The organism is Sphingomonas hengshuiensis (assembly GCF_000935025.1).
In the GTDB taxonomy this organism is placed as follows: Bacteria; Pseudomonadota; Alphaproteobacteria; order Sphingomonadales; family Sphingomonadaceae; genus Sphingomonas; species Sphingomonas hengshuiensis.
Window position 1 is genome coordinate 272,341 of the sequence record NZ_CP010836.1, and the last position, 13,499, is coordinate 285,839.

Below are 13,499 nucleotides of genomic sequence, written 5' to 3' on the forward strand. Positions count from 1 at the left end.
CCACGAAGACCCCCTTCGAGCTCGTTGCCAACGACGATATCGAGAAGATGGAGCGTGCGGGGAAATCGGCGGCGAGGCGGATGGTCGCAGCATCGGCCATAGCCTCGCGGACAGGATCGGAAGGGGGCGGAGCAGGGGGCCGAGCATCGGACTGTGCGTAACGTTCAAATAATGCATTGAATGTCCGCGGTTCAAAGGCCGGTCTCGCTAATCGTGCGCCGACGCGGGGGCAGGGTTGTCAGGCGGCAACGTCCCAGTGATAGAGATCCCTGAGATTTTGAGGGGACTTTTGTTGAACCATCAGGCGCTGTCGGCTTTCATCTGGTCTGTGGCCGACCTTCTGCGCGGCGATTACAAGCCGGCCGACTATGGCTCGGTGATCCTGCCCTTTACGGTCTTGCGGCGGCTCGACTGTGTCCTGGAGCCCAGCAAGGCGGACGTGCTGGCCGAGCTTGCGCTGCGCTCGACCGCTGGATTCGACCCGGAGCATTTTTTACGACGCAAGTCCGGCACACACTTCTTCAACACCTCGCCGATGGACCTCCAGAAGCTGCTGGGGGACCCGGACAATATCGCCGCGAACCTCACCGCCTACGTCCAGGGCTTCTCCGAAGAGGTGCGGGACATTTTCGAGAAGTTCGAGTTCCATAACCAGATCGACAAGCTCGCCCGCGCCAAGCTGCTGTTCCTGGTCACCGAGAAATTCGCCGGCATCGACCTGCACCCGGACAAGGTGGCGAACAGCCAGATGGGGCTGGTGTTCGAGGAGCTGATCCGCAAATTCGCCGAGGCCTCGAACGAAACCGCAGGCGACCATTTCACCCCGCGTGAGGTGATCAACCTGATGGTCAACCTGATCTTCGTCGAGGATGACGCGGCGCTGTCCAAGCCCGGCGTGGTGCGGACGATCTACGATCCCACCGCAGGCACCGGCGGGATGCTGTCGGTTGCCGAGGAGCATCTGGCGGCGCTCAATCCCGGCGCGCGCCTCACCATCTCCGGCCAGGAGCTCAACCCGGAATCCTATGCGATCTGCAAGGCGGACATGCTCATCAAGGGGCAGGCCGTCTCCAACATCGCCTTCGGCAATACGCTGTCCGAGGATGGCCACCCCGGCAAGACCTTCGACTATATGCTGGCCAACCCGCCGTTCGGCGTCGAGTGGAAGAAGGTCGAGAAGGAAGTCCGCCGCGAGCATGAGCAGCAGGGCTTCAACGGGCGCTTCGGCCCCGGCCTGCCGCGTGTCTCGGACGGCTCGATGCTGTTCCTGCTCCACATGCTGGCGAAGATGCGCCCGGCGACCGAGGGCGGCTGCCGTTTCGGCATCGTCCTCAACGGCTCCCCGCTGTTCACCGGCGGCGCCGGCAGCGGCGAGAGCGAAATCCGGCGCTACGTGCTGGAGAACGACCTGGTCGAAGCCATCATCGCGCTGCCGACCGATATGTTCTTCAACACCGGCATCGCGACCTATATCTGGATCGTCTCGAACCGGAAGCCGGCCGGCCGCAAGGGGCAGGTGCAGTTGATCGATGGCTCGGGCTTCTGGCGCAAGATGCGCAAGTCGCTCGGCTCGAAGCGCAAGGAACTGGGCGAGGCGCATATCCGGCAGATCACCGAGCTGTTCGGCCGCGCGGAAGCGGCGGAGATTGCGACCGTGCTCGACGCCGAGGGCAAGGAAGTGGCGCGCGAGATCGTCTGGGCCGGCGAGAAGGCCCCGGAGGCACCGCAGGGCGGCAAGGTGAAACGCGCACCGCTCTCCCGCCTCTTCCCCAACAGCGCCTTCGGCTACCGCACCATCACCGTCGAGCGTCCGCTGCGCGACGCGGCGGGCAAGATCGTCCTGGGCGAACGCGGCAAGAACAAGGGCAAGCCGCAGGCGGACAGCGCGCTGCGCGATACCGAGAATGTGCCGCTGGCCGAGGACGTCGCCGCCTATTTCGAGCGCGAGGTGCTGCCGCACGCGCCGGATGCGTGGATCGACGAGAGCAAGACCAAGGTCGGTTATGATGTGCCGTTCAACCGGCAGTTCTATGTGTTCGAGGCGCCGAGGCCGTTGGCGGAGATCGACGCGGATTTGAAGCAGGTGACCGACCGGATCAAGGCGATGATCGAGGGGCTCGCGGCGTGAGCTTTCCGACGTACCCGAACTATCGGGAAAGCGGAGTTGAGTGGCTAGGACGTGTTCCGAGCAACTGGACCACTGCAAAGCTGAAACGCATCGCAAGCTTCAGTGGCGGCGGGACACCCAGTCGAGATCAAGCTTCGTTTTGGAACGGAGCCATACCTTGGGTGTCACCCAAAGACATGAAGTCTGAGGTGATCACTACGAGCGAAGAGATGATCACAGACGAAGCACTTGCCGCAAGCGCCACTTCACTGGTCCCGCCCGGGGCAGTGCTCTTGGTGGTTCGCTCTGGCATCCTGCGACACACCGTTCCCGTAGCAATCAACGAGGTAGAGGTCAGCCTCAATCAAGACATGAAGGCGCTGCGTTTCAATTCCTCCTACTGCGACCCGCGCTTTTTCTTCCGATGGGTGCAAGGTCTCAACGATGAATTGATTCTCGCGTGGTCGAAGCCGGGCGCAACGGTAGAGAGCATTGAGCATCAATATCTCGCCGAAACCGTGATGGCTTTACCGTCACTTCCCGAGCAACGCACTATTGTCGCATTTCTCGACCGCGAAACCGCCAAGATCGACGCACTGGTGGAGGAGCAGCGGCGGCTCATCAAGTTGCTCAAGGAGAAGCGCCAGGCCGTCATCTCCCGTGCGGTGACCCAGGGGCTGGACCCGACCGTGCCCATGAAGGACTCCGGCGTGGAATGGCTGGGCGACGTGCCGGCGCATTGGAACGTGACGTCAGTAGGTCGGCTTTGCGAGCAGCTTTCCTACGGCTTCACAAATCCGATGCCGACTTCGGCGGATGGACCGTTTATGTTGACGGCTAACGACATCGGCGATGGCGAGGTCCGTTTCGAAACGGCACGGCGCACTACCCTTGAGGCTTTCGACACTCTGCTGACTGAAAAGAGCCGCCCCCAACCCGGGGATATCCTGCTCACGAAAGATGGCACGCTGGGCCGCATTGCGGTCTTCGACGGCACGCTATCCTGCATTAACCAATCGGTCGCGTTTTTGCGCCCGAAGGTCGATCTGGTTTCTAGTGATTATCTGGCTGCAGCGCTCGCGGACGGAGTCTATCAAGATCGCATGATCTACGAGGCAGGTGGGACAACCATCAAGCATATCTACATTTCGCGGCTGGCTAAAATGCCAATCGCCATCCCGCCTCTCGACGAGATGAAGCAGCTTGAAAAGTTCTGCTTGATCCATCGCGCGGCTGCGCAGCAGCTCTCGATAGCTGCAGATGCGGCCGTTACATTGCTGAACGAGCGCCGCGCCGCCCTCATCTCCGCCGCAGTCACCGGAAAGATCGACGTGCGCGCCACCGGAACCCCGCAGGCAGAAGCAGCATGACCCGTCTCTGGATTGCCCGCGCCGGTCGCAACGGGGAACGCGAGCTGGATGCCATCCAGCAGGGCAAATTGATGCTCGGCTTCAATGAAGTCGACGACCTGAGCCTGTATCAGGACCGCGCTGCCATCCTCGCGCATCTCGAAGAGGCCGTGCCTGATGCCAGCGCAAACCGGCGGAAGAACTTCGCGGCCCAGCTGAATCAGTTCGCCCATGTGATCCAGATCGGGGACCTTGTGGTGCTGCCCCGCAAGCTTACCAGCGGCGTCGCCATCGGCGAAGTCACCGGCCCGTACAAGTTCGAGCCGGACGGTATCAGCAAACAGACGCGCGCGGTGAAGTGGCTCAACGAGGCTGTGCCCCGCGACGCCTTCAAGCAGGACCTGCGACACTCCTTCGGCGCGTTCATGACGGTTTGCGAGATCAAGCGGAACCAGGCGCTGGAGCGGGTCAAGGCGGTGCTGGCGACCGGACGGGACCCCGGCGCACTGCTCGGCAAGCAAGGTACGGCGACGGTCGCCGCGTCCGACGAGGTCGTGGACGCGGACGATATCGCAACGGACATCGAGGATGTCGCGAACCAGCAGATCATCTCGCTGATCAAATCGGAGTTTGCCGGACACGCGCTCGCGAACCTTGTCGCAGAAATACTGGAGGTCGAGGGCTACACGACCAAGGTTTCTCCGCCGGGTGCAGACGGCGGCGTCGACATCCTGGCGGCAGGGGGAACGTTGGGGCTTGGCGAAGACCGCATCTGCGTACAGGTGAAGTCGGGGGATGGCGCTGCAAACCATGACGTGGTTCTGCGCCTGATCGGATCAGTGTCGAACAGCCAGGCGCGCACGGGCCTGCTCGTTAGCATCGGCGGCGTGAACGCCGTCGCCCAAAAGGAACTCGACAACAACTTCTTCAAGCTGCGCCTGTGGCAGATGCCGGACCTGTTGAAGGCGCTGTTCCGTACCTACGCGCAGCTCCCCGTCGAAACGCGAGCGAAGTTGCCGCTGAAGCAAATCTGGGCGCCTCTCGCTGGACCCGAAGCATGAGCCGCCTCCACGAGGAGATCAGCTTCGAGAGCGAGGTCTGCACGATCCTCGCCTCCAAGGGCTGGCTGTACGCGGCAGGCGACGCGCAGGCCTATGACCGCAAGCGCGCGCTGTTCCCGGCCGATCTGCTCGCCTGGCTACAGGAGGCCCAGCCCAAGGCCTGGGAGAGCCTGACCACGCTGCACGGCGCCTCGGCAGAGGCGCTGCTGCTCGACCGCGTGCGCAAGTCGCTGGACGACCGCGGGACGCTCGACGTGCTGCGCAACGGCGTCGACACCATCGGCGTGCGCGGCACGATCCAGCTTGCCCAGTTCAAGCCGGCAATGGGCATGAACCCGGACATTATCGCCCGCTACAGCGCCAATCGGCTCCGCGTGGTGCGGCAGGTTCGCTACAGCCTCGCCAACGAGAATTGCATCGATCTGGTGCTGTTCCTCAACGGCCTCCCCGTCGCCACGGTGGAGCTGAAGACCGATTTCACCCAGTCGGTGCAGGACGCGGTCGACCAGTATAAGCACGACCGGCTGCCGCAGCTTAAGGGGCATGAACGCGAGCCGCTGCTGAGCTTCCCATCGGGTGCGCTGGTCCACTTCGCTGTCTCGAACCGCGAAGTGATGATGACGACCAAGCTGGCGGGGCCGGCCACGCACTTCCTGCCGTTCAACCAGGGCGATCATGGCGGCAAGGGCAACCCCGCGCTGCCCTTCGGCCATGCCACATCGTATCTGTGGGAGCAGGTGTGGCAGCGCGACAGCTGGCTGGAGCTGCTGGGCCGCTACCTCGTCACCCAGCGCGACGACAAAAAGGCCATTCGGGCGATCATCTTCCCGCGCTATCACCAGCTCGACGTGACGCGGAAGCTGCAGGCGGCGGTCCTCCAGGAGGGCGTGGGCGCCAAGTACCTCGTCCAGCACTCGGCGGGATCGGGCAAGACCAACTCCATCGCCTGGACCGCGCACTTCCTCTCCGAGCTCCACGACGCGAACGACGAGAAGCTGTTTTCGACGGTGATCGTCGTGTCCGACCGGCGGGTGATCGACGGGCAGCTTCAGGACGCACTGTTCGATTTCCAGCGCACCACGGGCGTTGTCGAGACGATCAAGAGCGAGAGCGGCAGCAAGAGCGCGCAGCTGGCCGACGCGCTCAAGGCTGGCAAGAAGATCATCGTCTGCACGATCCAGACCTTCCCCTTTGCGCTCCAGGCGGTGCGGGATCTGGCGGCGACCGACGGCAAGCGCTTCGCGGTGATCGCGGACGAGGCGCACAGCTCGCAGACGGGCGAGGCAGCGGCGAAGCTCAAGGAAGTGCTCTCGCCGGAGGAGATTGCCGAGCTCCAGGACGGCGGCGAGATCGACACCGAAGACCTGCTGGCGGCACAGATGGCGGCGCGGGCGAGCGACACCGGCGTGACCTATGTCGCCTTCACCGCAACCCCCAAGGCGAAGACGTTGCAGCTCTTCGGGCGCGTGAAGCAGCCGGGCGGCCTGCCGGAGCCCTTTCACGTCTATTCGATGCGCCAGGCCATCGAAGAGGGCTTCATCCTCGACGTGCTCAAGAACTACACGCCCTATAAGCTCGCGTTCCGGCTGGCGCATGGCGGCAAGGAACTGGACGACACCGAGGTCGAGCGTTCGGCAGCGACGAAGGGCATCATGCAGTGGGTGAGCCTGCACCCCTACAACATCGCGCAGAAGGTCCAGATCGTCGTCGAGCATTTCCGTGAGAATGTGCAGCCGCTGCTCGACGGTAAGGCCAAGGCCATGGTGGTGCTGGCGAGCCGCAAGGAAGCGGTTCGGTGGAAGCTGGCCATCGACCGCTACATCAAGGGCAAGGGCTATCCGCTGGGCACGCTCGTCGCCTTTTCGGGCGAGGTGAACGATCCGGATTCGTCGCCGGAGCCGCTGAGCGAGACGAGCAAGGCGCTCAACCCGAACCTGAAGGGCCGCGACATCCGCGACGCCTTCAAGGCCACCGAGTATCACCTGCTGCTCGTCGCGAACAAGTTCCAGACCGGGTTCGACCAGCCGCTGCTGTGCGGCATGTATGTCGACCGGCGCCTGGCGGGCGTTCAGGCGGTGCAGACGCTGTCGCGCCTCAACCGTGCCCATCCGGGCAAGGACACGACCTATATCCTCGATTTCGTGAACAGCTCGCAGGAGGTGCTCGCCGCGTTCCGCACCTATTATGAGACGGCAGCGCTCGAAGGCGTCACCGATCCCAACCTTGTCTACGACATGCGCGCGAAGCTCGATGCCGGCGGCTGGTACGACAGCTTCGAGGTGGATCGCGTGGCGACCGTCGCGATGGACCCGAAGTCCACCCAGGGGGACCTTGCCGGGGCGCTCGGGCCGGTCGCGGATCGCCTGCTGAAGCGCTTCGCCGCAGCCAAGGCCGCCAAGGAGGCCGCCGACGCGCTTGGCGACGAGAAGGCTGCCCAGACGGCAAGCGACGAGATGGGCACGCTCACGCTCTTCAAGACCGACGCGCAGACCTTCATCCGCATCTACACCTTCCTCAGCCAGATGTTCGACTATGGCAACACGGACATCGAGAAGCGTTTCCTGTTCTTCAAATACCTCGTGCGGCTGCTCGATTTCGGGCGGGAGCGCGTGGCGGTGGACGTGTCGCAGCTGCAGCTCACGCACCACCTGCTGAGCAAGCTCCACAAGCAGCCAATGCAGATGGGCGGAGAGCCCCCGAAACTCGCGCCAGTAGGCGACGCAGGGTCGGGGTCGATACAGGAGAAACAAAAGGCTCTCCTCCGCGAGATCATCCAGCGCGTGAACGACCTCTTCGACGGCGAACTCACCGACGGCGATCAGCTCGTCTACGTGAATGACGTCATCAAGGGCAAGCTGCTGGAGTCCGAGGAGCTGGTTACGCAGGCGCTGAATAACAGCAAATCGCAGTTTGCCGCGTCGCCGACGCTGGACAATGAGCTGCTCAACGCGGTCATTGAGGCGCTCGACGCCCACCAGAAAATGAGCCAGCAGGCGCTGGGCTCGTCTACGGTCCGAGCAGGCCTGAAGGATGTCCTGTTGGGCCCTGGCCAGCTCTACGAACTGCTTCGAGATCGCGCTCCTGGGGCTGGGGGAATCCGTGAGTTGAGGTGATGCGGATATGTGCCGGCGCCACAGCGTCGGATCGGCGACGTTCACCAAGGGGAAGTCGAAATACGGCGGGCCGAAAGTCTCCGAGGCGCGCGCCTGCGTGCGCTCGAAGGAGAACGCCCGGCTGAAGAAATTGTTGAAGGCCCGCGCCGTCAGCCAGGCCTTATCACTATCCTCGGCATTGAAATCGACAATCACGCTGCTGGTCACGCAGTCGTAATATCTCTGCTGCACCGGGCTCTCGGGCTGGTCGGGGGAAAGCAGGAAGCGTCAAGAACGTCATTTTCCCGATAATTGTCGCCGCGAGGCGCAATGCATCGCGGGTGGGTGCGAGGCGATATGCCCTGCGTCCGTCCGCAATGCCCGTCGGGCCCGGGGAGAAAAAAGCGCGGCGGTCGTGAGGTCGCCGGAGCTGCGCACATAGACGTCAAAGAATGCAGCAATCCCGATCTCTTCCGAGGTCGGGAAGCGCTGGCGCTCGCCACGAAGACATACGCAGGCGGACGTCCAGCAAAATCAACGGGGGGTCATACATTGTACAACAAATTCAGCCGCTTCGAGCGCGCCACGCATCTTCTCGCCGGAGTGGCGCTTGCCGCCCTGACGATTGTCCCGGCCGCGGCGCAGACCGTGCCGCCCGTCGACGCCGATGCCAACGAGGCCGGTGAGGAGATCGTCGTATCCGGCTATCGCCGCAGCCTGGACGAAGCGATCGAGATCAAGCGCAATACGGTTGGCTTTTCCGATTCGATCGTCGCCACCGACATCGCCGACTTTCCCGAGCAGAACCTGTCCGAGGCGCTGCAGCGCATCCCCGGCGTGACGATCGAGCGCGAGCGGGGCCTGGGCACCCGCGTCAACGTCCGCGGCCTGCCGAGCGAGTTCACCTTCGTCTCGATCAACAAGCTCGCCACCGCATCGGGTTCGGGCGGGCGTGATGTCGAGTTCGACATCTTCGCCTCCGAGCTGATCCAGTCGGTCACCGTGCAGAAGTCGCCGACCGCAGCCGACGAGGAGGGCGGCATCGCCGGCTCGGTCTCGATCCGCACCGCGCGCCCGTTCGACAATCCCGGCCTGCGCCTCGTCGGCAGCGTCGAGGGCGCGTATAATTCGATCTCGGAGAAGATCGACCCGAATTTCTCGTTCCTCGCGAGCAACACCTTTGGCGATTTCGGCGTGCTGGTGTCGGTCGCCAAGCAACAGCGGACCAACCGCACCGATTCCAATTCGGGGATCAACTTCCGGCCGATCGCGCGCTGGACCGATCGCACGGGCTCGGGCGCTGTCTATCGCGACCAGGCGATCGCCGTGCTCCAGCGCGATGCCGGCATCACCTTCACCAATGCCGACAAGAACAAGATCGTCTTCCTCGATAAGGTCGGCGACCGCGTCTATCAGAATGACCAGGATCGGCTCGGCCTGTCGGGCTCGGTCCAGTACAAGCCGAGCGAGACGTTCAGCCTCGCCTTCGACGCGTTCATCGGCTCCTATGATTCGGTCGAGGACGAATATGACGCCGCCGGCTATTCGGCGTCGAGCAACTCGACGCTCGAGACCATCCACGAAGTGGACAAGACGACGCTTTCGAGCGCCGGCATCATCGTGCTGCGCGACGTCTCCTATACCAACACCCAGCATGAATTCCTGAGCAAGCAATATATCAACGAGACCGACTATCGTCAGTTCGGCGGCGAGCTGAACTGGGAGACCGGCAACTGGAAGATCAACGCGCTGGGCGGCTATTCGGGCGCCAAGAAGACGATCGATTATGCCAATCTCAAGCACGTCGCCTATGCGCCGTCGCGGACCCGCTACACCGAGACGGGCGGCGAGACGATCCCGAGCGCCAATCCGCGCACGATCGACATGTACAATGCGCCGGCCTCCTATCTGTTCGAAGCCTATGAGACGACACGCGAGCAGATTGAGGACGATAAATATGCCGCGCAGCTCGATCTCACCTACGGCTTTGATTCGTCGGTGCTGAAGCGCTTCAATGTCGGCGGGCGCTACACCAACAAGACCAACCAGCGCCAATATGGCGAAGAGAAGATCCAGGGGCCGACGCGCGGCAGCACGGCCTATGTCAACAAGCGCACGCTTGCCGACAGCCCGCTCACCAATGTGACCGAGATCGTCGGGGGCAAGGACTATCAGGTCCGCGACCTTGCCTGGGCGCAGGTCTCCAACGAATATGCCCGCAGCTTCTTCCGTCCGGCCGGCTTCGTGACGCCGTTCGCCAACGCCAACTATGCCAAGGTCAGCGAAGAGACGTTCGCCGGCTATGCGATGGTCGATTTCGAGTTCGACGTCGCGGTGCCGGTGTTCGTGAACCTGGGTGGCCGCTACCTGCGCACCGACATCCACTCCGAGGGCTTCCACCAGATCCAGAACCCCAACGGCACGACGGGCCTGACCCCTGCGCCGGTCGCGAGCGACGGCAGCTACGAGAAGTTCCTGCCCTCGTTCAACGCGCATGCCGAGATCACCGACAGCCTGGTCCTGCGCGCTGCCGCGTCGAAGACGCTGATCCGCCCGGCGCTCTCCGACCTTGCCTATAAGCGCACCGCCAGCATCGGCAATTTCCGCTACACCGACGGCAATCCGGGCCTGAAGCCCACCTTGGCCGATCAGTGGGAAATCGGCGCCGAACAATATCTTGGCGGCGGCGGCATCCTTGCGGCGTCGTATTTCTGGAAGAAGATCAAGGGCGTGGTGCAGAGCCAGCTGACCGGCGAAGTGCCCAACGTGACGGTGTACAACGCCAACGGCACGGTCAACGGCGTCTATGATTTCGACGTCTATCAGCCGGTCAATGCCGAGGGCTCGTACGACGTGAGTGGTATCGAGCTCAATGCGGTGATCCCGTTCGGGATGGCCGCCAAGTGGCTCGAAGGCTTCGGCCTCAATGCCAACGCGACCTTCCTCGACAGCTCGCTGACCGGCCAGTCCGATCTCGGAATCCCCACCTCGCCGATCGGCCTGTCGGACAACACGTATAACGCCACGCTGTTCTACGATCGGGGCCCGCTGTCGCTGCGCGTCTCGTACAACCGCAAGGGCGCCTATGTGGAGCGGATCGAGCGCAACATGTATCCGGTGTACCGCGACGCCTATGGCCAGTTCGACGTTGCCGCCAGCTATCAGGTGACGCGCAACTTCCGCGTCGAGCTGCAGGGCATCAACGTGGGCAATGCCAAGACGACGGGCTACACGATGGATCCGTCCTTCCCCGTGATGTACGAATCCTCGGGAAGCCGCATCAGCCTGGGCGTTCGCGCGCAGTTCTGATCCCTCGGACCGGCGTGCCCGCGGCACGCCGGTCCCCGCACCATTTTGGAGCTGGCTCATGTTCTGGCTGTTCGCCCCGCTGGCGCTTGCCGCTGCAGAAGCGCCGCTGCGCGTCAACGACGTGGTGATGCTCGGCACGCACAACAGCTACAAGCTGGCGATGCCGGCCGATCGCATGGCGGTGTTGCGGAAGGCCGATGCGGGCAGCGCCGACGCGCTCGACTATGCGCACCGGCCGCTCGCCGAGCAACTCGACGCGGGTGCGCGCCAGCTCGAACTCGACATCTGGTACGATCCCAAAGGCGGGCTCTATGCCGACGGGTCCGCCGAACCGATGATGCAGCGCCCGGGCTTCAAGGTGCAGCACATCGCCGGGTTCGACAACCGGGCGAGTTGCGTCACGCTGGTCCAGTGCCTGACGATCCTCCGCCTCTGGTCCGACGCGCATCCGGGACACCTCCCGATCCTGCTCATGTTCAACACCAACGATAATGGCCGCGTCCTGAAGGGGGAGCCGTATAGCGAGGCCGCCTATGACGCACTCGATGCCGAGGTCCGCTCGGTACTCGCGCCGTCGAAGCTGATCGTGCCCGATGCCGTGCAGGGCCGCTACCGCACGCTGCGCGAGGCGGTGCTGGCCAATAATTGGCCGACGCTCGCGGAATCGCGCGGCAAGTTCCTGTTCGCGCTCGACGAAGGCGCGGCCAAGGTCGCGCTGTATCGCGGCGCGCGCAAATCGCTCGAGGGGCGCGTCTTCTTCGTCAATGCCGAGGAAAGCTCGCCGGCGGCTGCCTATCTGACGATCAACGATCCCGTGGGCGACGCCGATCGGCTCGCGCGCGCGGTGAAGGCCAATTTCCTGGTTCGTACCCGCGCCGATGCCGACACCCGCGAAGCCCGGACCAACGATACGCACCGGCGCGACGCCGCCTTGCGCAGCGGCGCGCAATACATCTCGACCGACTATCTGTGGCCCGACGCGCGTTTTGCCGGAGGCTATCGCGTGACGATGCCCGGCGGCGCCGTGGCGCTCTGCAACCCCGTTCGCCGTCCGCACGGATGCGGCGGCGCCATCACCGAACCGCCCGTTCGCTGACCTCTGGAGTACCGCCAATGATCTCGCGTATCGCCCTTGTTGCCCTGCTCGCTTTGTCTGCCCAGCCCGCCTTGGCGCAGGATTCGGCGCCCGATCTGGCGCGCGGTGCACGCGGCGATATCCGCGAACCCGGCGGTGCGCGGCGGCTCGCCGGAGACATGCGCGCCACCTATCGCACGCTCAGCGCCGAGGGCGAGGTCCGCAACGTCATCCTGCTGATCGGCGATGGCATGGGCGATTCGGAGATCACGCTGGCGCGCAACTATGCCGAGGGCGCGGGCGGCTATTTCAAGGGCATCGACGCGCTGCCCTTCACTGGCCAGTACACGCACTATTCGCTCGACCGCGACACCGGCAAACCCAATTACGTGACCGACAGCGCGGCGTCGGCGACCGCCTGGGCCTCGGGCGTCAAGAGCTATAACGGCGCGATCGGCGTCGATCTTCGTGGCACGCCGCAGGCGACGTTGATCGAGCGTGCGCGGGCGGCGGGGCTGGGCACCGGAAACGTCTCGACCGCCGAAATCCAGGACGCGACGCCGGGCGCGCAGATCGCCCATGTTGCGTTTCGCAGCTGCTATGCGCCGGCTGTGACCAGCAAGACCTGCCCGAAGGAAGCGCTCGAGAATGGCGGCGCCGGCTCGATCACCGAGCAAATGCTGAACACCCGCGCCGATCTGGTGCTGGGCGGTGGCGCGGCGAGCTTCGCCGAGACGGCGACAGCGGGCACGTACAAGGGCAAGACGCTGTTCGAGCAGGCGCAGGCGCGCGGCTATCGCGTCGTCCGCAACGCCGCCGAGCTCGACGCGGCCACACGCGCCGACGACAAGCAGCCGCTGATCGGCCTGTTCGCCGACGGCAACATGCCCGTTCGCTGGATCGGGCCAAAGGCGAGCCTCCACGGCAATATCGATCAGCCCGCGATCACGTGCCAGCCCAATGGCGCGCGCGGCGCGACGATACCGACGCTGGCGGCAATGACGCGCAAGGCGATCGCGCTGCTCAAGGACAAGCCCAAGGGCTTTTTCCTTCAAGTCGAAGGCGCGTCGATCGACAAGCAGGACCATGCCGCCAACCCCTGCGGCCAGATCGGCGAGACCGTCGATCTCGACGAAGCGGTTCAGGTCGCGCTGGAGTTCGCGCGGGCCGATGGTCACACGCTGGTGATCGTCACTGCCGACCATGCGCATACCAGCCAGATCGTCGGCAACGGCACTCGCGCACCCGGACTGTCCGCCGCGCTGAACACGCGCGAAGGCGGCGTGATGACGGTGACCTATGGCACGGCGGAAGAGGGATCGCAGGCGCATACCGGCACGCAATTGCGCATCGCGGCCTATGGCCCGCACGCCGTCAATGTCAGCGGCCTGCTCGATCAGACCGACCTGCACTATATCATCCGGGATGCGCTGAAGCTCGATTAAGGGCTTTGCTACGGGCGGGGATGTGCCCCAATTTCGACCGTTCGCCTGGTGCGGGGCGATC

At 64.0% G+C, this 13,499-nt stretch carries 8 protein-coding genes; all 8 read left to right on the forward strand.

The annotated features are described in order from the left end of the window. Positions 1-256: 256 nt before the first annotated feature. The 8 genes from TS85_RS01300 (at position 257) to phoA (ending at position 13,438) form a co-directional block, all read left to right on the forward strand. On the forward strand, positions 257-2,128 hold the full coding sequence (locus tag TS85_RS01300) for a type I restriction-modification system subunit M (RefSeq protein WP_227698624.1): 1,872 nt from the start codon (positions 257-259) through the stop codon (positions 2,126-2,128). Next, positions 2,125-3,477, forward strand: coding sequence for a restriction endonuclease subunit S (locus tag TS85_RS01305; RefSeq protein ID WP_044329968.1), 1,353 nt, complete (start codon positions 2,125-2,127; stop codon positions 3,475-3,477). Before TS85_RS01300 ends, TS85_RS01305 begins: the two co-directional genes overlap by 4 nt. Next, the gene (locus tag TS85_RS01310; protein WP_044329971.1) at positions 3,474-4,517 is read left to right on the forward strand and encodes a restriction endonuclease; all 1,044 of its coding nucleotides are present in this window, start codon (positions 3,474-3,476) and stop codon (positions 4,515-4,517) included. The genes TS85_RS01305 and TS85_RS01310 overlap by 4 nt, the downstream gene beginning before the upstream one ends. Then, positions 4,514-7,630, forward strand: coding sequence for a type I restriction endonuclease subunit R (locus tag TS85_RS01315; RefSeq protein WP_044329974.1), 3,117 nt, complete (start codon positions 4,514-4,516; stop codon positions 7,628-7,630). Before TS85_RS01310 ends, TS85_RS01315 begins: the two co-directional genes overlap by 4 nt. 7 nt (positions 7,631-7,637) lie before the next feature. Further along, positions 7,638-7,847: a hypothetical protein gene (locus tag TS85_RS26360; RefSeq protein ID WP_044329977.1), complete on the forward strand. Its 210-nt coding sequence runs from the start codon at positions 7,638-7,640 to the stop codon at positions 7,845-7,847. Positions 7,848-8,161: 314 nt separating this feature from the next. Then, positions 8,162-10,918 carry a TonB-dependent receptor gene (locus TS85_RS01325; protein ID WP_044329979.1) on the forward strand — a complete coding sequence of 919 codons (2,757 nt, stop codon included), beginning with the start codon at positions 8,162-8,164 and terminating at the stop codon, positions 10,916-10,918. Positions 10,919-10,976: 58 nt separating this feature from the next. Then, positions 10,977-12,014: a phosphatidylinositol-specific phospholipase C1-like protein gene (locus TS85_RS01330; protein WP_044329980.1), complete on the forward strand. Its 1,038-nt coding sequence runs from the start codon at positions 10,977-10,979 to the stop codon at positions 12,012-12,014. A 17-nt stretch (positions 12,015-12,031) separates the two neighbouring features. Continuing rightward, positions 12,032-13,438: an alkaline phosphatase gene (gene phoA / locus TS85_RS01335; RefSeq protein ID WP_044329982.1), complete on the forward strand. Its 1,407-nt coding sequence runs from the start codon at positions 12,032-12,034 to the stop codon at positions 13,436-13,438. Positions 13,439-13,499 lie beyond the last annotated feature (61 nt).